Here is a 24,223-nt window from a genome sequence, read left to right on the forward strand (position 1 = left end):
CTTGTGATTTGTTATGTGCGTTTATGTTGGTCGGGGGAACGGGTGGAGGACCCTGGTGAAGAAGACGGTTACGCGCCTGGCCGACGGCCGTGAGCTGATCTACTACGACTCCGCGGGCGGCACCGTCCGCGACGCCGTCGACCGGCGCCCGCTGGACGCGGTGTCGACCTCCTCGGAGATCCGCCGCGACCCGCTGCTCGGCGACGCGGTCGCCGTCGCCTCGCACCGCCAGGCCCGCACCTACCACCCGCCGGCCGACTCCTGCCCGCTCTGCCCCACCCGGGAGGGCCGCCTCAGCGAGATCCCCGACAGCCACTACGACGTGGCCGTCTTCGAGAACCGCTTTCCCTCCCTCGCCGGTGACTCCGGCCGCTGCGAGGTCGTCTGCTTCACCTCCGACCACGACGCGTCCTTCGCCTCCCTCACCGAGGAGCAGGCCGCGCTCGTCCTCGCCGCCTGGACCGACCGCACCGCCGCACTCTCCGCACTCGACCAGGTCACCCAGGTCTTCTGCTTCGAGAACCGGGGCGCCGAGATCGGCGTCACCCTCGGCCACCCGCACGGCCAGATCTACGGCTATCCCTTCGTCACCCCCCGCACCGAGCTGATGCTCCGCTCGGCCGCCCGCCACCGCGAGGAGACCGGGGGCAACCTCTTCGACGACGTGGTCGCCCGCGAGGAGAAGGACGGCACCCGGGTCGTCCTCGCCACCGACCACTGGATCGCCTACGTCCCGTACGCGGCGCACTGGCCCTACGAGGTCCACCTGCACCCCCGCCGCCGCGTCCCCGACCTGCCCGCACTCGACGAGGCGGCGCGTACAGAGTTCCCACAGGTCTATCTGGAACTCTTGAGGCGATTCGACCGGATCTTCGGACCCGGCGAGCCGCCGACCCCGTATATCTCCGCCTGGCACCAGGCACCGTTCGGGGTTCCCGGACGGGAGGACTTCGCCCTGCATCTGGAGCTTTTCACCATTCGCCGTACCTCCGGCAAGCTGAAGTTCCTCGCGGGTTCCGAATCCGGCATGAGTGTGTTCATCAACGACGTGCCGCCGGAAGCCGCGGCCCAGCGACTGCGAGAGGTAGCGAGCGAATGAGCGAGCCGAAGAAGTACCTGGTCACCGGTGGGGCCGGATACGTCGGCAGTGTGGTCGCCCAGCATCTGCTGGAGGCCGGGCACACGGTCACCGTGCTGGACGACCTCTCCACCGGCTTCCGCGCCGGCGTCCCGGCCGGCGCCACGTTCATCGAGGGCCGCATCCAGGACGCCGCCCGACACCTCGACCCCTCCTACGACGGGGTCCTCCACTTCGCCGCGTACTCCCAGGTCGGCGAGTCCGTCGTGGACCCGGAGAAGTACTGGGTCAACAACGTCGGCGGCACGACCGCCCTCCTCGCAGCGATGCGCGAACACGGCGTCCGCACCCTCGTCTTCTCGTCCACCGCCGCCACCTACGGCGAACCGGTCTCCAGCCCCATCACCGAGACCGACCCCACCGCCCCCACCAGCCCGTACGGGGCCTCCAAGCTCGCCGTCGACCACATGATCAGCGGCGAGGCCACCGCCCACGGCCTGGCTGCCGTCTCGCTGCGCTACTTCAACGTGGCCGGGGCGTACGGCAGTTGCGGCGAGCGCCACACGCCCGAGTCCCACCTCATCCCGCTCGTCCTCCAAGTGGCCCTGGGCAGGCGCGAGTCGATCTCCGTCTACGGCGACGACTACCCCACCCCCGACGGCACCTGCGTCCGCGACTACATCCACGTCGCCGACCTCGCCGAGGCCCACCTCCTCGCCCTGGACGCGGCCGCCCCCGGCGAGCACCTCATCTGCAACCTCGGCAACGGCAACGGCTTCTCGGTCCGCGAGGTCATCGAGACCGTCCGCAAGGTCACCGGCCACCCCATCCCCGAGACCCCGGCGCCGCGCCGAGGCGGCGACCCGGCCGTCCTCGTCGCCTCCGCCGCCACCGCCGTCGAACGCCTCGGCTGGCAGCCTTCCCGCGCCGACCTGGCCGGAATCGTCGCCGACGCCTGGCAGTTCGCCCGTCGAGAGGAGATCACCACCCCATGACCGAGACCGTCGCGCGGACCGGGCCCGACCCCGCCGCCACCTTCACCGAGCTGTACGGGGGTGAACCCCACGGCGTATGGGCGGCACCCGGACGGGTGAACCTCATCGGCGAGTACACCGACTTCAACGACGGCTTCGTCATGCCGCTCGCCCTCCCGCACACCGCCCGCGCCGCCGTCTCCCCGCGCACCGACGGCGTCCTGCGGCTGCACTCCTCCGACGTGCCCGGCGGGGTCGTCTCCCTCCGCGTCGAGGAGCTGGCCCCGCACTCCGGCCACGGCTGGGCGGCCTACCCGGCGGGCGTGGTCTGGGCGCTGCGCGAGGCCGGCCACCCGGTCACCGGCGCCGACATCGCCCTGACCTCCACCGTCCCCACCGGCGCCGGGCTCTCCTCCTCCGCCGCCCTGGAGACCGTCACCGCGCTCGCGCTCAACGACCTGTTCCAACTCGGCCTGAGCGGACCCGAACTGGCCGTCATCGGGCGCCGCGCCGAGAACGACTTCGTGGGCGTGCCCTGCGGGATCATGGACCAGATGGCGTCGGCCTGCTGCACCGAGGGCCACGCCCTGCACCTGGACACCCGCGACCTCACCCTGCGCCAGGTCCCCTTCGACCTGGCCGCCCAGGGCCTCACGCTCCTGGTCGTCGACACCCGGGTCAAGCACGCGCTGGGCGACGGGGCGTACGCGGAGCGCCGGGCCGGCTGCGAGGAGGGCGCCCGGCTGCTGGGGATACCCACCCTGCGCGACCTCCCGTACGACGGTCTCGACGCGGCCCTGACCACCCTCGCGGACGCCGGGGCGGACGAGTCCGTCATCCGGTACGTGCGCCATGTCGTCGGCGACAACCGCCGGGTGGAGCAGGTCATCGCCCTGCTGGACGCGGGCGATGTGCGGGCGGCGGGCCCGGTCCTGGACGAGGGCCACCGCTCGCTCCGCGACGATCTGCGGGTCTCCTGCGCCGAGTTGGACCTCGCGGTCGCGGCGGCGCGGGAGGCCGGGGCGCTCGGGGCACGGATGACCGGCGGCGGCTTCGGCGGCTCGGCGATCGTGCTGGTGGAGGCGGCGGAGGCCGACGCGGTGGCCGAGGCCGTCACGAAGGCGTTCGCCGGGGCGGGGCACGCGGCGCCGGGCATCTTCGCGGCGATCCCCTCGGCGGGAGCACGCCGTCTGAGCTGAACCGGCTTACGCGTACGGCCTGTTCAGAGCCGCTTGGTGAGGATGAACTCGGTGACGCCCGGCGGGTAGTCCTCGACCCGGCCGATCTCCTCGTACCCCTGCTTCCGGTAGAAGTCCGGGGCCTGGAAGTCCCAGGTCTCCAGCCGGGAGCGGGTACAGGCCCGCTCCGTGCGGGCCACCCGCTCGGCCTCGGCGAGGAGTTGGGAGCCGAGGCCGGAGCCGCGGTGGCGGGCGTCCACCCAGAGCAGGTCGACATGGAGCCAGTACGCCCAGGTCCGCCCGGTCAGCCCGCCGGCGAGCGTGCCGTGCTCGTCCAACGCCCAGACCTCCAGCGGGGTTTCGTGCTCGGCGGAGGTGGAGAGCAGCGCACGCAGACCGCCGGAGGCCGCGACGTTGTCCTCGTGCAGGCGCTTGCTCAGCAGGCGGTGACGTTCTTTGTCCACTTCTGTCTCAAGACGGAACATGAACCCCACCCTAAACACCACGGGATCCCCCTGGCTCATCAGTTCCGCGAATCGCCTTCCCCCTCCGGCCCCCGCCCGTACGCTGATCCCAGCACCGGTGGGGGCCGGTGCCGAATCAGGGGGCGAGAGAGTCGGGTACGGCGCCCGGAGCGGGGTGGCACGCGGTGCGGACGACGGCGGTCGGCCCACCACGGTCCACCCGGAAGGCAGGCCACGGGCCCGCCGGATGTTCCGGACGCCGTACCCGCAGCTGTCCGCCCCCGCTGATGGGGGTCTCTCTGTGGCTCGAATCCGGGTTCTGGTGGTCGACGACCACCGCATCTTCGCCGAATCGCTCGCGGCGGCCCTCGCGGCCGAACCGGACGTGGACGTGGCGGCGGCGGGCAGCGGCCCGGCCGCGCTGCGCGCACTGGAGCGCGCGGCCGCCGAGGCGCGCCCGTACGACGTGATCCTGGTCGACGCCGAGCTGGGCGGTCCGGCGCCCGGGGGCGCCGCTGCTGTCGGCGGCTCCCCGGCTGTCGGCGGTGTCCCGGCGCTCCCCGTGCCCCGGCCGGAGGAGCCGGGGGCCGTCGACGGCATCTCGCTGGTCGCCCAGGTCCGCGCGGCCCGGCCCGGTGTGCGCTCGGTGGTGCTGGCGGAGAAGGACGACCCGCGGTGCGCGGCCCGGGCGCTCCAGGCGGGGGCCTCGGGGTGGGTGGCCAAGGACTGCTCGCTGCAACGGCTGCTCACGGTGATCCGGGGGGTGCTGCGCGACGAGACGCATCTGCCGCCCGCCCTGCTCACCGGGGTCCTGCGGGAGCTGACCACGGCCCGCAAGCACCGCACCGAGAGCGAGCAGCTGGTGGAGTCCCTGACGCCGCGCGAGCGCGAGGTGCTGCGCTGCATGGTGGCGGGGCTGGGGCGGAAGGCGGTCGCGGAGCGGCTGTTCCTCTCCCCGCACACGGTCCGTACGCATATGCAGAACGTGCTGGGCAAGCTCGGGGTGCACTCGACCCTGGCCGCCGTGGCGCTCGCCCGCCGGGCCGGGGTCGGCCCGGCGGAGCCCGTAACGGTCCGGCTAGCCGGGGATGTTGTCGAACGGGGCAGTCAACTGGCGTAGCAGTCCGGCCAGTTCGCCGCGCTGGTGGCGGGAGAGCTCGCCGAGGATGGCCCGCTCCTGGTCGAGGAGACCGGCCAGCGACTGGTCGGCCTTGTCGCGCCCCTCGGCGGTCAGCCGGACGAGGACGCCGCGCCGGTCGCTGGGGTCGGGGAGCCGCTCGACCAGGTTCTTCTTGGTGAGCCGGTCGATGCGGTTGGTCATCGTGCCCGAGGTGACCAGGGTCTGGGTCAGCAGTTGCCCGGGGGAGAGCTGGTACGGGGGTCCCGCGCGGCGCAGCGAGGTCAGGACGTCGAACTCCCACGGCTCCAGGTGGTGCTCGGCGAACGCTATGCGGCGGGCCCGGTCGAGGTGGCGTGCCAGGCGGGAGACGCGACTGAGCACCTCGAGTGGTTCCACGTCGAGGTCGGGGCGCTCTCGGCGCCATGCTGCGACCAGTCGGTCGACCTCGTCCTCCATGTGGATCAGTGTAGAGGGTCTGTCGACATGAAGTCTCTTGAATTCAAGTGTCTTGACATCAAGATATTGCGAGCGTGATCCTGTTCCCCATGACACCCATGACACCCATGACACCCATGACGCCGCCCTCGCCCGACCCCACCTGGGACCCGCAGCAGTACCTGCGCCACGCGGACCACCGCACCCGCCCCTTCCACGACCTCCTGGCCCGGATCGGCGATCTCCCCGGCCACCCCGCGCCCCGCATCGCCGACCTCGGCTGCGGCGCCGGCAACGTCACCGCCCTCCTCGCCGACCGCTGGCCCAAGGCCCGTATCACCGGCTACGACACCTCCCCGCAGATGCTCGCCGAGGCCGCCGCCCACGCCCGCCCGCCCCTCCTCGACTTCGCCGAGGCCGACGCCGCCACCTGGACGCCCGCCGAGACGTACGGCCTGATCGTCTCCACCTCCGCGCTCCAGTGGATCCCCGGCCACGCTGCCTGCTTCCCCCGCTGGCTCGACGCCCTCGCCCCCGGCGGCACCCTCGCCTTCCAGGTCCCCGGCAACTTCACCGCCCCCAGCCACACCCTCCTGGCCCAGCTCCGCGACTCCGACCGCTGGCGCCCCCGCCTCCACGGCACCGGCGACCGCACGGCCGCGGTCCTGGAGCCCGCGGACTACCTCACCCGTCTCCGCGACCTGGGCTGCACGGCGGACGTCTGGGAGACCACCTACCTCCAGACCCTCCAGGGTGAGGACGCCGTCCTCGACTGGGTCAAGGGCACCGCCCTGCGCCCCGTCCTCACCGCGCTCGCCGACGACCCCGAGGCCCGCGACGCGTTCCTCACCGCATACCGCGACCTGCTGCGCGAGGCGTACCCGCCCGGCCCGTACGGCACGGTCTTCCCGTTCCGCCGCATCTTCGCCGTAGCCCGTAAGGAGAAGCCATGACCGCTCGTGCGGCCGCGGCGGCTGCTGGAGTTCCTGGAGCCGGACGCGGCTTGAGGCGCCCTACAGCTCTACAGCTCCTTGAGCGCGTCCGCCGAGATGTCGATGTCCACGGGGAACGGCACACCCGTCTTCAGCCGGTCGTGATGGATCCCGGTCAGCGCGTACGCCTTCGTCACCGGGTCCAGCTCGTAGACCCGGACGACGGGGTGCTGGTCGGTGCCGGTCATCTCCACCAGCCAGAAGTGCGGGATGCCGGCGGTGGCGTACTTGCCAGGCTTGGTCTCACGGTCGCGCGCCTCGGAGTCGGGGGAGACGACTTCCACGGCGAGGAGGACGTCGGCGGCGGCGTACGACGTCTGCTCCATCCCCTGGGTGTCGGCCTCGCTGCGAATGACGGAGACGTCGGGCTCCGGTCCGTTGCGCCGGTCCAGCACCACGGTCATCTCCCGACGGATCTTCACCTCCGGCGGTGCTGTGCTGCGCAGCCCTGCCACCAGCAGATCAATCGCTGTGCTGTGGAACTTGCGCTGCGGACTCACGAAAACCAGGCTCCCGTCGATCAGCTCGGTGTGCGGCGGGAGATCGGGCAGCGTGAACAGATCGTCCACGGTGTATCCGTCCTGCGGGGGCACCGGCCAGCGGGAGCTGCGCGTGGTGGTCGGCTCGGCGGTCATGGTTCCTCCCATGGACGGGATTCTGTGCCCTGCCGACCACACTACGGCGGGAAAACCGAGGCCGTCCTCACGACGGGCGACGAAGTGCGAACACGTTCGAAGATCAGCTCTTCCGGTGCCCTATCAGCCGCGGCTTCGCCTCCAGGTTCTCCAGCCCGTGCCAGCACAGGTTCACCAGGTGCGCCGCGACCTCAGCCTTCTTCGGCTTGCGGACGTCCAGCCACCACTGGCCGGTCAGCGCCACCATCCCCACCAGCGCCTGCGCGTACAGCGGGGCCAGCTTCGGGTCGAAGCCGCGGGCCTTGAACTCCAGGCCCAGGATGTCCTCCACCTGCGTGGCGATATCGCTGATCAGGGAGGCGAACGTACCCGTCGACTGCGCCACCGGGGAGTCCCGGACCAGGATCCGGAAACCGTCCGTGTACGACTCGATGTAGTCCAGCAGCGCGAACGCCGCCTGCTCCAGCAGCTCCCGCGGATGGCCCGCCGTGAGCGCCCCGGTCACCATGTCCAGCAGCTGGCGCATCTCGCGGTCGACCACCACCGCGTACAGGCCCTCCTTGCCGCCGAAGTGCTCGTACACCACCGGCTTGGAGACCCCGGCGCGGGCCGCGATCTCCTCCACCGACGTGCCCTCGAACCCCTTGTCGGCGAAGAGGGCACGGCCGATGTCCAGCAGCTGCTCGCGGCGCTCCTTGCCGGTCATCCGGACCCGGCGGGCCCGCCGGGACGGGGAAGGTCTGCTCTTCTCGCTGCTGGAGTCGGTCGCCACGTCGTCAATCATGCCGGGTCGGCCGGTACGGGCGTGCGCCGGGCATCGATACGGGCCGCGTCCGGCCACCGCACGTCGGACGCCCACCCCAGCTGCTCGAACCAGCGGATCAGCCGGGCGCTGGAGTCGATCTGCCCCCGCATCACCCCGTGCCGCGCGCTCGTCGGGTCCGCGTGGTGCAGGTTGTGCCATGACTCGCCGCACGACAGCACCGCCAGCCACCACACGTTCCCCGAACGGTCACGGGACTTGAAGGGGCGCTTGCCGACCGCGTGGCAGATCGAGTTGATCGACCACGTCACATGGTGCAGCAGCGCCACCCGTACCAGCGAACCCCAGAAGAACGCCGTCGCCGCACCCCACCACGACATCGTCACCAGGCCGCCCACCAGTGGAGGGATCGCCAGCGACACGATCGTGAAGGTCAGGAAGTGGCGCGAGATGGCCCGGATCGCCGGGTCCTTGATCAGGTCGGGGGCGTACTTCTGCTGCGGGGTCTGCTCCTCGTCGAACATCCACGCGATGTGCGCCCACCACAGCCCCTTCATCAGGGCCGGCAGGCTCTCCCCGAACCGCCACGGCGAATGCGGGTCACCCTCCGCGTCCGAGAACTTGTGGTGCTTGCGGTGATCGGCCACCCATCGCACCAGGGGCCCCTCCACCGCCAGCGAACCCATCACGGCCAGCGCGATCCGCAGCGGACGCTTCGCCTTGAACGAACCGTGCGTGAAGTACCGGTGGAAACCGATCGTGATGCCGTGGCAGCCGATGAAGTACATCGCCACCAGCAGCCCGACGTCCAGCCAGCTCACCCCCCACCCCCACGCCAGCGGCACCGCCGCCACCAGGGCCACGAACGGCACCACGATGAACGCCAGCAGCGCGAACTGCTCGATCGACCGCTTCTTGTCCCCGCCCAGCGTGGCGGGGGGAAGCGCGGAGATGGTGGTGGTGGCGGTCGCGGATGGGCCGGGCTCGTCGATCACATCGGGCGTGGACGGCATAGGGGAGTCCCCCGGAGGGTGAGGAAGCAGTGCTCGGACGGCCGTGGCTACGGTTCCGTAACCTACGGCTTGGTAAGTATGACAGTGACGGGGCCCACAACACGAGAACCCGGTCCAGCCCGTCGTACGCGGTAGTCCGGCTGCCCGAGGGGTAGGGCACTCGGTGCCGACGGCGTTCCCCGCCCCCCGCCAGGGCTGCGGACACGCCGGAGGCGACGACACCTATCCTGGAAGGGTCGGACAGCGCGGTCCGCACCCGCTCGTCGGGGCGTGGCAACAGCACCGCTGCCTGCCGCAGGGCCCCGTACCCCGCCAAGCGCCCTCCCACCACCCAGCAGCACCGCCACCGGGAGACGCCGGAGCGACGCACCTCCTCATTCACTGCAAGGAGCCGCACACTGTGAGCAGTGCCGACCAGACCCCCGCCGCCAGCCCCGAGCTGCGCGCCGACATCCGCCGCCTCGGTGACCTCCTCGGCGAGACCCTCGTACGCCAGGAAGGCCAGGAACTCCTCGACCTCGTCGAGCGGGTACGCGCCCTGACCCGCACCGACGGCGAAGCGGCGGCCGCGCTCCTCGGCGACACCGACCTGGAGACCGCCGCACAGCTCGTGCGCGCCTTCTCCACCTACTTCCACCTCGCCAACGTCACCGAGCAGGTCCACCGCGCCCACGAGATGCGCGACCGCCGCGCCGCCGAGGGCGGGCTCCTGGCCCGCACCGCCGACCGGCTCAAGGACGCCGACCCCGAGCACCTGCGTGCCACCGTCAAGAACCTGAACGTCCGGCCGGTCTTCACCGCCCACCCCACCGAGGCCGCCCGCCGCTCGGTCCTCAACAAGCTCCGCCGCATCGCCGAGCTCCTGGAGACGCCGGTCATCGAGGCCGACCGCCGCCGCCACGACCTCCGGCTCGCCGAGAACATCGACCTCATCTGGCAGACCGACGAACTCCGTGTCGTCCGCCCGGAGCCCGCCGACGAGGCCCGCAACGCCATCTACTACCTCGACGAGCTGCACGCCAACGCGGTGGGCGACGTCCTCGAAGACCTCGCCGCCGAACTGGAGCGCGTCGGCGTCGAACTCCCCGCCGGCACCCGCCCCCTCACCTTCGGCACCTGGATCGGCGGCGACCGCGACGGCAACCCCAACGTGACGCCCGCCGTCACCTGGGACGTCCTGATCCTCCAGCACGAGCACGGCATCACCGACGCACTCGAACTCATCGACTACCTGCGCGGCCTGCTCTCCAACTCCATCCGCTACACCGGAGCCACCGACGAGCTCCTCACCTCCCTCCAGGCCGACCTGGAACGCCTCCCCGACATCAGCCCCCGCTACAAGCGGCTGAACGCCGAGGAGCCCTACCGCCTCAAGGCCACCTGCATCCGGCAGAAGCTCGTCAACACCCGCGAGCGCCTCGCCAAGGGCACCCCCCACCGCCCCGGCTGCGACTACCTCGGCACCTCCCAGCTCATCGCCGACCTGGAACTCATCCAGACCTCCCTGCGCGAGCACAAGGGCGGCCTCTTCGCCGACGGCCGCATGGACCGCACCATCCGCACCCTCGCCGCGTTCGGCCTCCAGCTCGCCACCATGGACGTACGCGAACACGCCGACGCCCACCACCACGCGCTCGGCCAGCTCTTCGACCGCCTCGGCGAGGAGTCCTGGCGCTACGCCGACATGCCCCGCGAATACCGGCAGAAGCTCCTCGCCAAGGAGCTCCGCTCCCGCCGGCCCCTCGCCCCCACCCCCGCCCCGCTCGACGCGGACGGCGAGAAGACCCTCGGCGTCTTCCACACCATCAAGGAAGCCTTCGAGCGCTTCGGCCCCGAAGTCATCGAGTCCTACATCATCTCGATGTGCCAGGGCGCCGACGACGTCTTCGCCGCCGCCGTCCTCGCCCGCGAGGCCGGACTCCTCGACCTCCACGCCGGCTGGGCCAAGATCGGCATCGTCCCGCTCCTGGAGACCACCGACGAGCTCAAGGCCGCCGACACCATCCTCGACGAGATGCTCGCCGACCCCTCCTACCGGCGCCTCGTCTCGCTCCGCGGCGACGTCCAGGAAGTCATGCTCGGCTACAGCGACTCCTCCAAGTTCGGCGGCATCACCACCAGCCAGTGGGAGATCCACCGCGCCCAGCGCCGGCTCCGCGACGTCGCCCACCGCTACGGCGTACGCCTGCGCCTCTTCCACGGCCGCGGCGGCACCGTCGGCCGCGGCGGCGGCCCCTCCCACGACGCGATCCTCGCCCAGCCCTGGGGCACTCTGGAGGGCGAGATCAAGGTGACCGAGCAGGGCGAGGTCATCTCCGACAAGTACCTCATCCCCGCCCTCGCCCGCGAGAACCTGGAACTGACCGTCGCGGCCACCCTCCAGGCCTCCGCCCTGCACACCGCCCCCCGCCAGTCCGACGAGGCCCTCGCCCGCTGGGACGCGGCCATGGACACCGTCTCCGACGCCGCCCACAACGCCTACCGCAAGCTCGTCGAGGACCCCGACCTCCCGGCCTACTTCCTCGCCTCCACCCCGGTGGACCAGCTCGCCGACCTCCACCTGGGCTCCCGGCCCTCCCGCCGCCCCGGCTCCGGCGTCTCCCTCGACGGCCTCCGCGCCATCCCGTGGGTCTTCGGCTGGACCCAGTCACGGCAGATCGTCCCCGGCTGGTTCGGCGTCGGCTCCGGCCTCAAGGCCCTGCGCGAAGCCGGACTCGACACCGTCCTCGACGAGATGCACGAGCAGTGGCACTTCTTCCGCAACTTCCTCTCCAACGTGGAGATGACGCTCGCCAAGACCGACCTGCGCATCGCCCGGCACTACGTCGACACGCTCGTCCCCGACGAGCTGAAGCACGTCTTCGACGCCATCGAGGCCGAGCACGCGCTCACCGTGAAGGAAGTCCTCAAGGTCACCGGCTCCACCGAACTCCTCGGCACCAGCCCGGTGCTCCAGCAGACCTTCGCCATCCGTGACGCCTACCTGGACCCGATCTCCTACCTCCAGGTCTCCCTGCTGGCCCGCCAGCGCCAGGCCGCCGAGCGCGGCGAAACCCCCGACCCGCTGCTCGCCCGCGCCCTCCTGCTCACCGTCAACGGTGTCGCGGCGGGCCTGCGCAACACCGGCTGAGTACGCCGTACGTACGCATGGAGCCGTACGTACGCATGAACGGGCGGCCCTGCTACAGCGCGACGAACGTCGCCGCCAGCAGGGCCGCCCCCGCCGTTCCGACCCCCCACGCCGTACGCGGCATCCGCAGCCCGCCGCCGATCACGAACCCGGCCAGCACCATCGCCCCGCCGAGCGGCATCCACGCATGCAGAAGGCCCGGCACCCCCGTGCGGACCACCACATCGGTACCGGGCTTCACCACCACCGGAAAACGGTCACCCTTCCCCGCCGCGACCGACCTCTCCACCGTCACCCGCGCCCGCGCCGCCGACGTCGCGTCCGGCTCGTACCGGCCGGTGCAGGTCTCCTCACCGCACTCCGTCACCGTCAACGTGCCGTGCTCACGCCCCTGGGCCAGCACGACATGGTGCGCCGTACCCCACGACGACCACACCCCCGCGGCCAGCAGCACCAGGGCCACCAGCCCCATCGCGGTCCGACGGCCCACGAGCGCCGTCCGACGGCCCACGAGCGCCGCACGCTGGGAAGAGCTCCGCTTCATGGGGGCAGATCCTTGGCCAGAGCACAGCCCCCGGTCAACCTGTGGCCGAAAAACACCCCAAGGGGGACAGGAATGTCAGGAGTTGCGCACGGCAGGAGCGAAAAGGCCGCGGCTCAGGAGTTGTACGCGCTCTGCGCCCGCTCCAGCCCCTCCGCCAGCAGACACTCCACCGAGTCCGCCGCCCGGTCCACCAGGAACGCCAGCTCCTTGCGCTCCACCGACCCGAAATCCTTCAGCACGAAATCCGCGACCTGCATCCGCCCCGGCGGCCGCCCGATCCCGAACCGTACCCGGTGATAATCCGGACCCATCGACTTCGTCATCGACTTCAGCCCGTTGTGCCCGTTGTCCCCGCCGCCCAGCTTCAGCCGCAGCATCCCGTAATCGATGTCCAGCTCGTCATGGACCGCCACGATGTGATCCGTCGGCACCTTGTAGAAGTCCCGCAGCGCCGTCACCGGCCCACCGGACAGATTCATGTACGACATCGGCTTCGCCAGCACCACCCGCCGGCTCCCCGGACCCGGCGGACCGATCCGCCCCTCCACCACCTGCGCCTGCGCCTTCTGCGCCCGCTTGAACTTCCCGCCGATCCGTGTCGCCAGCAGATCGGCCACCATGAACCCGACGTTGTGCCGGTTCGCCGCGTACTCGGGGCCGGGGTTGCCGAGGCCCACGATGAGCCAGGGGTCGGTGGCGTCGGACATCAGCGCTCGGTCTCCTCGTGCGGGAACAGGTGATGGCAGGCGAACGGGGCGGCGGCTCCCCCGGAAGGGAACCACCACCCCGTCAGTCAAGCAGGTGGAACGGTGAGGCGTGAGGCTCAGGCCTCGGCACCCTCGGCCTCGGCGGCGGCCTCGTCCGCGGACGGCTCCTCGGCCTGCGCGGCGACGACCTGGATCACGATGGAGTCCTCGTCACCGGCGAGCACGGAGCCCTTCGGCAGCGGGATGTCCTTGGCGGCGATCGAGTCACCGGCGTCCAGGCCCTCGACGGAGACCGTCACGGACTCGGGGATGTGGGTGGCCTCGGCCTCGACGAGCAGCGTGTTCTGCACGAACTCCAGCAGGTTGGCGCCCGGCGCCAGGTCGCCCTCGGCGTGCACCGCGATCTCGACGTTGACCTTCTCGCCGCGCTTCACGGTCAGCAGGTCGACGTGCTCGATGGTGCCCTTGAGAGGGTGACGCTGCACGGCCTTCGGGATGACCAGCGCGTCCTTGCCGTCGATCTCCAGACCGATCAGCACGTTGGCCGTACGCAGCGCGAGCAGCAGCTCGTGGCCCGGCAGCGTGATGTGGACCGACTCGGCGCCGTGGCCGTAGACGACCGCGGGGACCTGGTTGGCACGACGGATACGGCGGGCGGCGCCCTTGCCGAACTCGGTACGGACCTCGGTGGCGAGCTTGATCTCAGCCATGGTTGCACTCCTCGTCAGGTGACGGAACCGTCGGAAACGGATCTCGAACGGTCACCCGGCCCACGACAGGCCTGCTACGAAGAGCGCGTCGATAACGGAGTGTCCGTACACACAGGTACGGCCTCCCTCGCCGAGCAACTCGGTGAGTCTACCCGGCGGGGAGGCCGTACCCCAAAGTGGATCAGCGGAGACCGATCTCAGCTGGTCAGCCCTGCTGTCAGCCCTGCTCCTCGAAGAGGCTCGTCACCGAACCGTCCTCGAACACCTCACGCACCGCACGCGCGATCGTCGGCGCGATCGACAGCACGGTGATCTTGTCCAGCTCCAGCTCACCCGGGGTCGGCAGCGTGTCCGTGAACACGAACTCGCTCACCTTCGAGTTCTTCAGCCGGTCCGCCGCCGGACCCGACAGCACACCGTGCGTCGCCGTCACGATGACGTCCTCCGCACCGTGCGCGAACAGCGCGTCCGCGGCGGCGCAGATCGTGCCACCCGTGTCGATCATGTCGTCGACCAGCACACAGACCCGGCCCTCGACGTTACCGACGACCTCGTGGACGGAGACCTGGTTCGGCACGTCCTTGTCACGGCGCTTGTGCACGATCGCCAGCGGCGCGTCCAGCCGGTCGCACCAGCGGTCGGCGACCCGCACGCGGCCCGCGTCCGGCGACACGATCGTCAGCTTGGAACGGTCGACCTTCGCGCCCACGTAGTCCGCCAGGATCGGCAGCGCGAACAGGTGGTCCACCGGGCCGTCGAAGAAGCCCTGGATCTGGTCCGTGTGCAGATCGACGGTGAGAATCCGGTCCGCACCCGCGGTCTTCATCAGGTCCGCGATCAGACGCGCCGAGATCGGCTCACGGCCACGGTGCTTCTTGTCCTGACGGGCGTACCCGTAGAACGGCACGATCACCGTGATGGAACGGGCCGACGCGCGCTTCAGCGCGTCCAGCATGATCAGCTGCTCCATGATCCACTTGTTGATCGGAGCCGTGTGGCTCTGGATCAGGAAGCAGTCCGCGCCACGTGCCGACTCCTGGAAGCGCACATAGATCTCACCGTTGGCGAAATCGAAAGCCTTCGTCGGCACGAGACCGACACCCAGTTGATGTGCGACCTCCTCGGCCAGCTCGGGGTGGGCGCGGCCGGAGAAGAGCATCAGTTTCTTCTCGCCGGTCGTCTTGATCCCGGTCACAGCACAGTCTCCTCAGACGTGTATCTGGCGCTGCACGCATAGGTCCCGATGTGCAACGAGCCAGCCGAAATGGGTGAGCATCTATCACGGTACGCCGTCACCGGCGCACCTGTTTCCGGTCAGCTTTCGCCGTCGGCTCCCTGCGACGACGCCTGAGCAGCCTGAGCGGCGGCGCTGCCCGGACGCTTCCGGGCCACCCAACCCTCGATATTCCGCTGCTGGCCCCGCGCCACGGCGAGCGAACCGGAAGGGACGTCCTTCGTGATGACCGACCCGGCGGCGGTGTAGACCCCGTCCCCGACCGTGACCGGTGCCACAAACATATTGTCCGAACCGGTACGGCAGTGGGAGCCGATCGTCGTGTGGTGCTTGGCCACCCCGTCGTAGTTCACGAAGACGCTGGCCGCGCCGATGTTGGTGTGGTCGCCGATGGTCGCGTCACCGACGTAGCTGAGGTGCGGAACCTTGGTCCCTTCGCCGACCGTGGCGTTCTTCATCTCCACGTACGTACCGGCCTTGGCCTTCGTCCCCAGCCGCGTCCCCGGCCGCAGATACGCGTACGGCCCGACGGAGGCCCCCGCCCCGATCTCGGCCGAGTCGGTCACGGAGTTGTCGACGCGGGCCCCGGCGTGCACGACGGTGTCCTTGAGCCGCGAGTTCGGCCCGACCTCACTGTCCTCCGCGAGATGCGTCGTCCCGAGCAGCTGCGTCCCCGGATGCACGACGGCATCCCGCTCGTACGTCACGGTCGCGTCGATCAGCGTGGACGCCGGGTCCACCACCGTCACGCCCGCGAGCATCGCCCGCTCCAGCAGCCGCTCGTTCAGCAGCCGGCGCGCCTCGGCGAGCTGGAGCCGGTTGTTGATGCCGAGGATCTCGCGGTGGTCGCCCGCCACGGACGCCCCGACCCGGTGCCCCGCCTCACGCAGGATGGAGAGCACATCGGTGAGGTACTCCTCGCCCTGGCTGTTGTCGGTGCGCACCTTGCCCAGCGCGTCGGCCAGGAGCGACCCGTCGAACGCGAACACCCCGGAGTTGATCTCCGCGATCGCCCGCTGCTCGTCGGTGGCGTCCTTGTGCTCGACGATCTCGGTGACCGCGCCGGTGGCGGGGTCGCGCACGATGCGCCCGTAGCCGGTGGAGTCCGGGACCTCGGCGGTCAGGACGGTGACCGCGTTGGCGTCGGCGGCGTGGGTGGCGGCGAGCGCGCCGAGCGTCTCGCCGGAGAGCAGCGGGGTGTCGCCGCAGACGACGATCACGGTCCCGTCGACGGACCCGCCGAGCTCTTCGAGCCCCATGCGGACGGCGTGCCCGGTCCCGTTCTGCTCGGCCTGGAAGGCGGTGCGCACGGGGGCGTCGCCGGCGTTCAGGTGCGCGGTGACCTGCTCACTGGCGTGCCCGACGACCACGACGAGGTGCTGGGGGTCCAGCTCCCGGGCGGCGGCGACGACATGTCCGACGAGCGAGCGCCCGGAGATCTCGTGCAGGACCTTGGGGGTCTTCGACTTCATACGGGTGCCCTCACCCGCTGCGAGGACGACGACGGCTGCCGGGCTGGTTGCGCTCACGGATGTGCCCTTCGGCTTCGGGTGGTGGTCATCCGCAGGATACCGGGGGTGTTTCGGCGGGGAATGGGGGCGGGCCCCGACCGGAGTGGTCGGGGCCCGATGCGTGAGCTCCGCCGGCTGGATTCGAACCAGCGTCTCAAGGCTCCAAAGGCCTGCGGGATGCCGCTACCCCACGGCGGATCACGCCTCAACCCTACCGGGTCGATCACCGTCCTTGAGCCGGGAGGTGGCCCCTTCGGCGATCCCCGACCACCACCCTTCGATGCGGCGATAGAGGGTGGCGCCCTTGGCCACGCGGATCACCAGGCACCCCCGGTACGCCTCGCCCACATTCTTCCGGATCGTCTGCGGATTGTGCCTCTTGAGGGTGGTCTTCCGGAGGTCGGACACGTCGATGCCGACCAGGTCGGCCCAGTAGCGCTCGGCGGCCGGGACGTCGGCGGTTTCGTGGATCATCACCCGGTAGGAGAGGCGGTTCCGCCCTACTTCCAGCAGATCCAGCCACGCCAGATAGACGGCTATGACGCCTGGGTCGCTGTTGATGAACGTGACGTTCTCGCGGCGGTCGTAGACCTTGTCCTTGCTTCCCTCCGCCCAGTACAGGGCGACACCGGTGTAGAAGAGCTCCTGGTCCGACATCGCGACGGTCTCGTCCCGGGCGGCCGCCTTGGTCCGCTGCCGCTCGGCGTCGCGCACCGCCAGTTCGTGGTCCCAGCGCATGCGTCCCGCGAGGCGCACCTGCTCGATGGCGCTACGGCTGCGCTCCGGCTTCGGCAGATCCCGTACCCAGAGCGAGATGGACCCCTTGGAGCACCCCAGCTCCACCTGGATCTGGTCGTACGTCATGCCCTGGAGGCGCAGCTCGCGGGCCTTCTCCCGTGCGTCGTCCTTGGCGTTGGGCCGCTTCGTCCACTCCGGGGCGGGCTCGCCCTGGAGGAGGCGGTTGAGGAGGTCGTTGTTGTCGACGTGGAGGCGGTCGCGGATCTGGCGGCGGCTGAGCCCCTCCCGGCGCAGCGCCACCGCCTGGGCGCGTAAGCCCTCGAAGTCGGCGTACTTGCTTGTGGTTTCCGTCATACGGTGATCGTCGTCCGGAATGCGAACGTCCGGGTCGAAAGTGCGGTCGATTCGCCATTTCAGGCGATCGGCGTGTGTTTCGTGCTCGTTCGAACGCGGAACGTGCTGTTGCCGGTCACCGGAAAATGGGATGCGACCGCCCGTAGGCTGGATGCCATGACCGCAACGGGGGCAGACCGGGAGGCGGCGGGATCGACCACCCGCGGCTACTGGTGGTGGGAGCGGCGGCGCAGTGTCGCCCTGGACGTGGGACTGGCGCTGGTATCGGCGCTGGAGTGTGGCCTGGAGGGGGTGGAGTTCGCCGGGAACACCGGGCTGCCGGTGTCGGTGGGCGTGGTGTTCGGGCTGCTGGCGGGTTCGGTGCTGGTGGTGCGGCGGCGGTGGCCGATCGTCGTGGTGCTGGTGTCGATCGGGATGACGCCGGCCGAGATGGGCTTCCTGATGGCCTTGGTGGGCCTGTACACGCTGGCGGCGTCCGAGGTGCCGCGCCGGATCACCGTCGTGCTGGCGGGGATGGCGCTGGTGGGGACGTTCATCGTCACCTACGTACGGCTGCGCCAGAGCATCGCCGAGCAGGCCGATTTCGGGCCGGGGGACTGGTATGTGCCGCTGGTGTCGGTGTTCATGGCGGTGGGGCTGACGGCTCCCGCCGTGCTGTTCGGCCTGTACATAGGGGCCCGGCGCCGGTTGATGGAGAGCCTGCGGGAGCGGGCGGACTCGCTGGAGCGTGAGCTGTCGCTGCTGGCGGACCGGGCGGAGGAGCGGGCCGAGTGGGCGCGTACGGAGGAGCGGACCCGGATCGCGCGGGAGATGCATGACGTGGTGGCCCACCGGGTGAGCCTGATGGTGGTCCACGCCGCGGCGCTGCAGGCCGTCGCCCCGAAGGACCCGGCGAAGGCGGTGCGGAACGCGGCGCTGGTGGGGGACATGGGGCGGCAGGCGCTGACGGAGTTGCGGGAGATGCTCGGCGTGCTGCGGAGCGGTGACGCGTTGATCGCGCCGGTGGCGGCGGGTGGCGGTGCGGTTCCGCTGGCGGCGGTGGGGCAGGCAGCTGCGGCGGCCGCGGCGGCGTCGGAGGACGGGCCCCGGCTGAGCGAGCTGGAGGCGCTGGTGGCGCAGTCGCGGCAGGCGGGGATGGTGGTGGAGCTGTCGGTGGACGGCGAGCTGCGCCCGTACGCGCCCGAGGTCGAGCAGACGGCGTTCCGGGTGGTGCAGGAGGCGCTGACGAACGTGCACAAGCATGCGGCGGGGGCGAAGACGTGGGTGCGGTTGGCGCACCGGGGGTCCGAGGTCGCGATGCAGGTGGAGAACGGTCCTTCGGACGCGGCGGTGGCGGATGCGGGGCTGCCGAGCGGGGGGAACGGGCTGGTGGGGATGCGGGAGCGGGTGCTGGGGCTGGGGGGTGTGTTCGTGTCCGGTCCTACGGACGCGGGTGGGTTCCGGGTGTCGGTGGTGCTGCCGGACGTTTCCGGCCCGCATTCCAGCCCGTCCGGCGTTTGAGGACGGAACCGTCGCTCGGGACGAACGGGCACTATCACTTCCCGGACAGGCAAAGGGCGCCGCTCTCCCCAGCAAGGGTTCCGTCCTCAAACGCCGGACGGGCTGGGGTGGTCGCCCCACGGGCCGAAAGTGGTTCAGGCCCCCGTCGGGCTGGACAGGCGTACCGGTTGCGTGCCGGTGATCAGTGTTGCCAGGGCCTCGTCGATGTCCTGGCCCAGGAACCAGTCGCCGGTGTGGTCGATCCCGTACACCCGCCCCTCCGTGTCGATCGCGAGCACCGCCTGCTCCTCGCCCTCCGCCCCCAGCGGGGCCACCTCCGTCTCCAGGGCGCGGCCCAGGTCGCCCAGGGTCCGGGCGAGGTGCAGCCCGTGCAGCGGGTCGATGCGTACGGCGGCGGGCGCGATCTGCCGGCCCGGTGCGGACGCGGTGATGTGCAGGGCCCCGAACTCCGCCCAGGCCTCCACCGCCGCCGGGAAGACCGCGTGCCGGTGCCCGGCGGGCGAGGTGTGGGCGCGCAGGGCGTCGGCCCACTCCTCGGCCTGCCGGATGTCCCAGCGCCCGGGCTGCCATCCCGCCGCGCGCAGAGCGGCGTCGACGGCGACGGGGAAGCGGGTGGAGTTGTGCGGCGGCCTCTGCTGAGGCGGAAGGTGCGGAGGGTGCGGCTGCTGGTCGTGCATCGGTGGGCGGTCAGCCCTTCTCGGCGGTGGTCGCGGCGCCGGTGGTGGTGAGGTCGACGGGGCGTACGCCGAAGTGGGAGAGGAGCGCCGAGCAGGATCGGCACGGTGGTGCGTAGCTGCCGTGCAGCGGGTCGCCGTCCTCGCGGATGCGGCGGGCGGTGAGCCGGGAGTGTTTGAGCGCGCGGCGGGCTTCCCCGTTGGTCAGGGGTTTTCGCTGGGCGCGTTTGGAGCGGCCGCTCTCGGTGGCGGTGAGCTGCCGGGAGAGCAGTATGGCTTCGGGGCAGCGGCCGGTGAAGCGTTCGCGCTGGCCGCTGGTGAGGGTGTCGAGGAAGTCCTGGACGAGCGGGTGCAGGGCCGGCGGCTGGTCCCCCTTGCCGGCGGTGCAGGTGAGCGTCTCTCCGCGTACGGACAGCGCGGCGGCCACGGCCGGGAGGATCCCGTCGCGGCGGTGGAGCAGGTGAGGCGTGCGGCTGGTCTCGGTGCTGCTCCAGTTGAGTCGCGGATCCCCGGATGTGCCATTGGTGACTGTTTGTACTGAATGCATGGTGCGGTCGTCCCTCCCTGCAATCCCCCGAGTTGCGGGGACAGCCTGCCAAATGTGCAACGTCGTGGGGAAGCTGGGTGGGGGAAACGTGTGCGCGTGTCGCCGGAAGGTGCCGGACCGTCGCCTCACCGTCACGCGAATGTGACCGTGGGTGACGGAACCGGCGGGGCGGGACCCCCTGTTGCCCCACCGCTTAGGCTGTGCGGAACCACCAGACGCAGCAGGGGGCAACCGCCATGACGACAGGTCGGCTCGGGCAGCAAGCCGCGCCACCGAACGCGGCCTATGCCGGTCAGGTCGTGCACTTCCCGGACCCGGTCCGGGCGTCCCGCCACCCCAGGGGTGTGCGCGTGGGCGACAGCGGCCATCCGGATTTCTCGCCGTACGCGCGGGCCGCCGCCGAGATCGCCGACCCCCCGCAGGGGTTCGGTGTCGACGAGCTGCGGCTGACCGACTACGTGTCGGCGAACGCGGCGATGGCGGCCTCCGGCCATGAGCTGTGGGACACGATTCCGGCGGTCGCGACGCCGCACGGCTGGACCTGGCACCACGTGGCGGGCGGCCGGCGGATGGAGCTGGTGCCGGTCGAGGTGAAGGCGCTGCTGCGTCACCACGGCGGCCTGGCGACGACCGAGGTGGACCAGAACCGGCGCGGTACGCGCCCGTTGCAGGAGACCCGCCCCGCGCATTTCCGGCTGCCCAAGGGCGCGGTCGCGGTGAGCGAGCAGCAGATCCAGGGCGTCGAGGAGGACCTCGGTTACCGGCTGCCGGGCGCCTACCGTTCCTTCCTCAAAGCGGCGGGCGGTTCGGCCCCGGTGGGGGCCGCGCTGGACGCCGAGTTGGGGCTGCTGGTGGACCAGCCGTTCTTCACGGTGCGTGACGAGGCGGCCGTCAACGACCTGGTGTACGTGAACAAGTGTCTGCGGGACCACTTCACCAAGGACTACCTGGGCGTCGCCTTCGTCCAGGGCGGGATCCTGGCCGTGAAGGTGCGCGGGCAGGACGTCGGTTCGGTGTGGTTCTGCCCGTACGACGATGCCCGGGACCAGGACGGCTGGAGCGTGCAGGAGCGCGTGGAGCGGCTGTTGCTGCCCTGCGGTGCGGACTTCGACGCCTTCCTCCAGCGGCTGGCGGGCAACCCGCCGGAGCTGGAGACGGTGGCGAACCTGATGGTGGACGGCGGCTTCGCGCGCGCCGTCCCGGTGGAGGGGTGAGCGCGGTGGTGACTTTCGCGCAGGCGCAGGAGCGGGCGGACGAGTGGGTCAACGGTGACGTGCCCGCGTACCAGCACCGTGAGGTCCGGGTCCGTGAGTTCGAGCTGGGTTTCGTGGTGTGGGCCGAGGACCGCGCGGAGGGCCCCGTCTCGGACGGGGGCCGTCAGCGGCTGGTGATCGCCCGGGACAGCGGTGAGGCGACGTTGTGGCCGGGGCTGCCGGTGGGTGAGGTGATCCGGCGGTACGAGGAGGAGTACGGGACCCCGGTGGGTGCGCCGGCCGCCGCGCCGGAGCCGCCGCAGCGGGTGGACCTGAACCAGACGTCGTTCCTGCTGACGCCGCCGGAGTGGCTCCAGGAGGCGGCGGACAAGCTGGGAATCCCGGACCACCGGGCGGAGCGCCGGGCGGCGGCGGAGCAGGAGGAGGCTGCGGCGGACGGGGAGGCTTCGGCTGCGGACGGGGAGGCTTCGGCTGCTCCCGCCGCTCCCGGCGCTCCCGCCGCTTCCGCCGCTTCCGCCTCGGGCCGGACGGCCGGCGGAACGCCCGTACCCGCTCCTGCGGATGAGCCCGCCGACGCCACCCCCGCACCCTCCTGGCCCGCCGCAGGTGGCAGCTCGGGCGGTGCGGGTGGCGCCTACGAGCCGACCGCCAACGACGGCGTGCCCGCCGACGCGACCCCGTGGGCCGGTACGGACACCAACTCCGCCGACTCCGACGACGGGGCCGTTCCGCTGCCCGCGACCGTGTTCGCGCCGCCGCTGTCGGGGACGGACGACGAGGAGGCCCCGCCGCCGGTGGTGTCGGCGGAGGCACCGACCGCGCTGATGTCGGGAGGCAGCCAGCTCCCGCGTACGCAGGTGGCGCCCGCACTCAAGCCCGCCGACCCGCCTTCCCAGGGCGCCGGGGACATCGCGGACGCGGCAACCAGCAAGGCCGTGGTGCCCCCGCGCGGTTCGCGTGGCGCGGGTCCGACGACCCCGCCGCCGCCCGGTGCGCCCGGGATCCCCGGCGTACGCCCCGGTGCGACGCCGCCGCCCTCGGGCCCGGGTGCGCCCGGTGCTCCGGCGGGCGGGTACATCCCGACGCAGCTCGTCTCCCAGCTCGGCCCGCCCGGCGCCACCCCGCCGCCCGGTCCGCCCGGCGCCCCGCAGCCGCCTGCTCCTCCCGGTCCGCCGCCGGGCTCCACGCCCCCTCCGGGCGGCGGGGTCCACCACGCGGCGACGATGCTCGCCGACGGCAGCAGCATCGGCGCGGGCGTCCCGGCCGCTCCGGGCGCACCCCGCCCGCCGGGCCCTCCCGGCGCCCCGGGCGCCCCGCTGCCCCCGGGCCCTCCCGGTGTCCCCGGCGCCCCGCAGCCCCCCGGCCCGCCCGGTCCTCCCGGGCCCCCCGGACCTCCGCCCGGCTCCACGCCGCCCCCCGGCGGGGTGCACCACGCGGAGACGATGTTCGCGAACTCCGGCCCGATCCCGGTCCCGGGCCCGCCCGGCCCTCCCGGACCTCCGCCCGGTGTTCCGCAGGGCGGTGCCCCCGGTCCCGTACACACTCCGCCGGCTCCCGGTCCGCACACCCCGCCGCCGCCCCCGGCGTACGGCTATCCGCAGCAGCCCTCCGGTCTGCCGACCGTGGGCCCCGGCTACCAGGCGGTGCTGCGGTTCCGGGCGCCGGACGGCAGTGAGCAGCAGTTGATCCGGCGTTCGGCGCCGGGCACCCCGCACCCCGAGTGGCAGATGCTGCACGAGCTGCGGGCGATGAACGTGCCGCCGCAGCAGGTGATCGAGCTGCACACGGAGCTGGAGTCCTGCGAGCTGCCGGGCGGGTACTGCGCCCGGATGATCCGGGAGACCTGGCCGCAGGTGCGGATCACCAGCGTGGCGCCGTACGGCACCGATCACGCGAGCCGTCAGCAGGGCATGCAGCACCTCCTCACCCACCAGGGCGAGCTGCACCAGGTGGCGGACGGCCCGGCGCGGCCGGCTCCGCTGCGGGCGCCGCTGCCGCAGATGCCGCCCGCCCCGGCGTTGCCGCCGGAGGCGGTGGCCGAGGAGCTGCTCCAGGCGTTCGGTCCGCAGGGGATCCTGCGGTTCGACCAGCGTGCGGTGTCGCGTCAGGGTGTGCCCGAGATCGTCGCCCGTACGTTGGTGTGGGCGGGGCTGCCCGCCGATTTCGGGCCGTTCTTCTGGGCGCAGCCGGGGCAGCCGGTGGTGCCGACGCTGGGCGAGCTCGCGGCGCAGCGGCAGGTGCAGGCGGCGCCGGACGCGGGGTCGTACCTGGTGATGGGTACGGACTTCGGGCGCGCGATCTGTGTCCAGTACGGGACGGCGAACATCGTGGCCGTGCCGGTGGAGGCGGGTCCGGGCGGTCAGTCGGTGGCGCCGCAGTTCGTGAACACGGGGCTGCCGGAGTTCGTGCGGTCGATGGCGCTGCTGGGCCGGATGTGGCGGCTCCGGTTCGGGCTGACCCCGGAGCAGGCGGGCCGGTGGACCGTCGATTTCCAGGCACAGCTGGTGGCGCTGGATCCGGCGGCGCTGGCGTCGCCGGAGAGCTGGTGGTCGGTGCTGCTGGAGCAGATGTGGGACGGTCTGCTCTGATCCGTACCGCTGGCCGATAGAGGTCGGCAGAGGTTGTACGAGGCACCCGGTCCGGGGACGGATCGGGTGCCTCGTGGCGTACCGGGCGTGTGACGCCGGTCGCTTTACGTCCTGAAAGCG

At 71.6% G+C, this 24,223-nt stretch carries 22 protein-coding genes and 1 tRNA gene; 9 read left to right on the top strand and 14 right to left on the bottom strand.

What is annotated here, in order from left to right:
- Positions 1–55: 55 nt before the first annotated feature.
- The 3 genes from galT to galK are packed head-to-tail and all read left to right on the top strand — an operon-like array spanning position 56 to position 3,251.
- Complete coding sequence (gene galT, locus IF17_RS0122075; protein WP_030568567.1) at positions 56–1,099, top strand: galactose-1-phosphate uridylyltransferase; 1,044 nt, start codon at positions 56–58, stop codon at positions 1,097–1,099.
- On the top strand, positions 1,096–2,073 hold the full coding sequence (gene galE / locus IF17_RS0122080; RefSeq protein WP_030568569.1) for a UDP-glucose 4-epimerase GalE: 978 nt from the start codon (positions 1,096–1,098) through the stop codon (positions 2,071–2,073). The genes galT and galE overlap by 4 nt, the downstream gene beginning before the upstream one ends.
- Positions 2,070–3,251, top strand: a complete 1,182-nt coding sequence (gene galK / locus IF17_RS0122085) for a galactokinase (protein ID WP_030568571.1) — start codon at positions 2,070–2,072, stop codon at positions 3,249–3,251. The genes galE and galK overlap by 4 nt, the downstream gene beginning before the upstream one ends.
- 23 nt (positions 3,252–3,274) lie before the next feature.
- Here the strand turns inward: galK and IF17_RS0122090 are convergent, their stop codons facing one another.
- A complete protein-coding gene (locus tag IF17_RS0122090) occupies positions 3,275–3,715 on the bottom strand; it encodes a GNAT family N-acetyltransferase (protein ID WP_030568573.1) in 441 nt (146 codons plus the stop codon).
- A 280-nt stretch (positions 3,716–3,995) separates the two neighbouring features.
- Between IF17_RS0122090 and IF17_RS0122095 the strand changes: the two genes are divergently transcribed.
- Entirely contained in the window at positions 3,996–4,814 is an 819-nt protein-coding gene (locus IF17_RS0122095; protein ID WP_030568575.1) for a response regulator transcription factor, read from the top strand.
- Here the strand turns inward: IF17_RS0122095 and IF17_RS0122100 are convergent.
- Entirely contained in the window at positions 4,773–5,270 is a 498-nt protein-coding gene (locus IF17_RS0122100; RefSeq protein WP_028417566.1) for a MarR family winged helix-turn-helix transcriptional regulator, read from the bottom strand. The two genes, IF17_RS0122095 and IF17_RS0122100, sit on opposite strands and share 42 nt — an antisense overlap.
- An 89-nt stretch (positions 5,271–5,359) precedes the next feature.
- Here IF17_RS0122100 and IF17_RS0122105 point away from each other — a divergent pair, with 89 nt between their 5' ends.
- On the top strand, positions 5,360–6,202 hold the full coding sequence (locus IF17_RS0122105; RefSeq protein WP_244890535.1) for a trans-aconitate 2-methyltransferase: 843 nt from the start codon (positions 5,360–5,362) through the stop codon (positions 6,200–6,202).
- A 68-nt stretch (positions 6,203–6,270) separates the two neighbouring features.
- Here the strand turns inward: IF17_RS0122105 and IF17_RS0122110 are convergent, their stop codons facing one another.
- The 3 genes from IF17_RS0122110 to IF17_RS0122120 form a co-directional block, all read right to left on the bottom strand.
- On the bottom strand, positions 6,271–6,876 hold the full coding sequence (locus IF17_RS0122110; protein ID WP_030568579.1) for a Uma2 family endonuclease: 606 nt from the start codon (positions 6,874–6,876) through the stop codon (positions 6,271–6,273).
- 103 nt (positions 6,877–6,979) lie between these two features.
- A complete protein-coding gene (locus IF17_RS0122115) occupies positions 6,980–7,660 on the bottom strand; it encodes a TetR/AcrR family transcriptional regulator (RefSeq protein ID WP_030568580.1) in 681 nt (226 codons plus the stop codon).
- The gene (locus tag IF17_RS0122120; RefSeq protein WP_030568583.1) at positions 7,657–8,652 is read right to left on the bottom strand and encodes an acyl-CoA desaturase; all 996 of its coding nucleotides are present in this window, start codon (positions 8,650–8,652) and stop codon (positions 7,657–7,659) included. Before IF17_RS0122120 ends, IF17_RS0122115 begins: the two co-directional genes overlap by 4 nt.
- A gap of 400 nt (positions 8,653–9,052) precedes the next feature.
- On the opposite strand from IF17_RS0122120, the gene ppc reads away from it, so the two are divergent.
- The gene (gene ppc / locus IF17_RS0122125) at positions 9,053–11,782 is read left to right on the top strand and encodes a phosphoenolpyruvate carboxylase (protein WP_030568585.1); all 2,730 of its coding nucleotides are present in this window, start codon (positions 9,053–9,055) and stop codon (positions 11,780–11,782) included.
- A gap of 52 nt (positions 11,783–11,834) precedes the next feature.
- On the opposite strand, the gene IF17_RS0122130 is transcribed toward ppc, so the two are convergent.
- From IF17_RS0122130 to IF17_RS0122160, 7 genes are all read right to left on the bottom strand, one after another.
- Positions 11,835–12,326 (bottom strand): hypothetical protein, encoded by a 492-nt coding sequence (locus tag IF17_RS0122130; protein ID WP_030568587.1) that lies wholly within the window; start codon positions 12,324–12,326, stop codon positions 11,835–11,837.
- Between the two features lie 113 nt (positions 12,327–12,439).
- Complete coding sequence (pth, locus tag IF17_RS0122135; RefSeq protein WP_030568589.1) at positions 12,440–13,033, bottom strand: aminoacyl-tRNA hydrolase; 594 nt, start codon at positions 13,031–13,033, stop codon at positions 12,440–12,442.
- Between the two features lie 116 nt (positions 13,034–13,149).
- Positions 13,150–13,743 carry a 50S ribosomal protein L25/general stress protein Ctc gene (locus IF17_RS0122140; protein ID WP_030568591.1) on the bottom strand — a complete coding sequence of 198 codons (594 nt, stop codon included), beginning with the start codon at positions 13,741–13,743 and terminating at the stop codon, positions 13,150–13,152.
- 217 nt (positions 13,744–13,960) lie between these two features.
- Positions 13,961–14,938 carry a ribose-phosphate diphosphokinase gene (locus tag IF17_RS0122145; protein WP_030568593.1) on the bottom strand — a complete coding sequence of 326 codons (978 nt, stop codon included), beginning with the start codon at positions 14,936–14,938 and terminating at the stop codon, positions 13,961–13,963.
- Between the two features lie 119 nt (positions 14,939–15,057).
- Positions 15,058–16,506: a bifunctional UDP-N-acetylglucosamine diphosphorylase/glucosamine-1-phosphate N-acetyltransferase GlmU gene (gene glmU, locus IF17_RS0122150; protein WP_030568596.1), complete on the bottom strand. Its 1,449-nt coding sequence runs from the start codon at positions 16,504–16,506 to the stop codon at positions 15,058–15,060.
- A gap of 108 nt (positions 16,507–16,614) precedes the next feature.
- Positions 16,615–16,686 (bottom strand) — tRNA-Gln (locus tag IF17_RS0122155).
- On the bottom strand, positions 16,687–17,580 hold the full coding sequence (locus IF17_RS0122160; RefSeq protein WP_030568597.1) for a hypothetical protein: 894 nt from the start codon (positions 17,578–17,580) through the stop codon (positions 16,687–16,689).
- A 156-nt stretch (positions 17,581–17,736) separates the two neighbouring features.
- On the opposite strand from IF17_RS0122160, the gene IF17_RS0122165 reads away from it, so the two are divergent.
- Entirely contained in the window at positions 17,737–19,080 is a 1,344-nt protein-coding gene (locus IF17_RS0122165) for a sensor histidine kinase (RefSeq protein ID WP_030568599.1), read from the top strand.
- Positions 19,081–19,214: 134 nt separating this feature from the next.
- Here the strand turns inward: IF17_RS0122165 and IF17_RS0122170 are convergent, their stop codons facing one another.
- Together IF17_RS0122170 and IF17_RS0122175 are read right to left on the bottom strand one after the other, a co-directional pair.
- Positions 19,215–19,757 (bottom strand): SUKH-3 domain-containing protein, encoded by a 543-nt coding sequence (locus IF17_RS0122170; protein WP_030568601.1) that lies wholly within the window; start codon positions 19,755–19,757, stop codon positions 19,215–19,217.
- A 10-nt stretch (positions 19,758–19,767) separates the two neighbouring features.
- Complete coding sequence (locus IF17_RS0122175; protein ID WP_026242143.1) at positions 19,768–20,301, bottom strand: YwqJ-related putative deaminase; 534 nt, start codon at positions 20,299–20,301, stop codon at positions 19,768–19,770.
- A 236-nt stretch (positions 20,302–20,537) separates the two neighbouring features.
- Here IF17_RS0122175 and IF17_RS0122180 point away from each other — a divergent pair, with 236 nt between their 5' ends.
- Together IF17_RS0122180 and IF17_RS0122185 are read left to right on the top strand one after the other, a co-directional pair.
- Positions 20,538–21,515: an SMI1/KNR4 family protein gene (locus IF17_RS0122180; RefSeq protein ID WP_030568603.1), complete on the top strand. Its 978-nt coding sequence runs from the start codon at positions 20,538–20,540 to the stop codon at positions 21,513–21,515.
- A gap of 5 nt (positions 21,516–21,520) precedes the next feature.
- The gene (locus IF17_RS0122185; RefSeq protein ID WP_425315174.1) at positions 21,521–24,103 is read left to right on the top strand and encodes an SUKH-4 family immunity protein; all 2,583 of its coding nucleotides are present in this window, start codon (positions 21,521–21,523) and stop codon (positions 24,101–24,103) included.
- Positions 24,104–24,223 lie beyond the last annotated feature (120 nt).

This window comes from Streptomyces cyaneofuscatus (assembly GCF_000718135.1).
Taxonomy (GTDB): Bacteria; Actinomycetota; Actinomycetes; order Streptomycetales; family Streptomycetaceae; genus Streptomyces; species Streptomyces cyaneofuscatus.

Coding starts and splice junctions, on each gene's coding strand:
- pth (WP_030568589.1), bottom strand. CDS start 13,033: ATGTCCGACGCCACCGACCCCTGGCTCATCGTGGGCCTCGGCAACCCC.
- IF17_RS0122120 (WP_030568583.1), bottom strand. CDS start 8,652: ATGCCGTCCACGCCCGATGTGATCGACGAGCCCGGCCCATCCGCGACC.
- galK (WP_030568571.1), top strand. CDS start 2,070: ATGACCGAGACCGTCGCGCGGACCGGGCCCGACCCCGCCGCCACCTTC.
- IF17_RS0122165 (WP_030568599.1), top strand. CDS start 17,737: ATGACCGCAACGGGGGCAGACCGGGAGGCGGCGGGATCGACCACCCGC.
- IF17_RS0122160 (WP_030568597.1), bottom strand. CDS start 17,580: ATGACGGAAACCACAAGCAAGTACGCCGACTTCGAGGGCTTACGCGCC.
- IF17_RS0122170 (WP_030568601.1), bottom strand. CDS start 19,757: ATGCACGACCAGCAGCCGCACCCTCCGCACCTTCCGCCTCAGCAGAGG.
- IF17_RS0122105 (WP_244890535.1), top strand. CDS start 5,360: ATGACACCCATGACACCCATGACACCCATGACGCCGCCCTCGCCCGAC.
- IF17_RS0122140 (WP_030568591.1), bottom strand. CDS start 13,743: ATGGCTGAGATCAAGCTCGCCACCGAGGTCCGTACCGAGTTCGGCAAG.
- IF17_RS0122100 (WP_028417566.1), bottom strand. CDS start 5,270: ATGGAGGACGAGGTCGACCGACTGGTCGCAGCATGGCGCCGAGAGCGC.
- IF17_RS0122115 (WP_030568580.1), bottom strand. CDS start 7,660: ATGATTGACGACGTGGCGACCGACTCCAGCAGCGAGAAGAGCAGACCT.
- IF17_RS0122180 (WP_030568603.1), top strand. CDS start 20,538: ATGACGACAGGTCGGCTCGGGCAGCAAGCCGCGCCACCGAACGCGGCC.
- IF17_RS0122110 (WP_030568579.1), bottom strand. CDS start 6,876: ATGACCGCCGAGCCGACCACCACGCGCAGCTCCCGCTGGCCGGTGCCC.
- IF17_RS0122175 (WP_026242143.1), bottom strand. CDS start 20,301: ATGCATTCAGTACAAACAGTCACCAATGGCACATCCGGGGATCCGCGA.
- galE (WP_030568569.1), top strand. CDS start 1,096: ATGAGCGAGCCGAAGAAGTACCTGGTCACCGGTGGGGCCGGATACGTC.
- IF17_RS0122130 (WP_030568587.1), bottom strand. CDS start 12,326: ATGAAGCGGAGCTCTTCCCAGCGTGCGGCGCTCGTGGGCCGTCGGACG.
- IF17_RS0122090 (WP_030568573.1), bottom strand. CDS start 3,715: ATGTTCCGTCTTGAGACAGAAGTGGACAAAGAACGTCACCGCCTGCTG.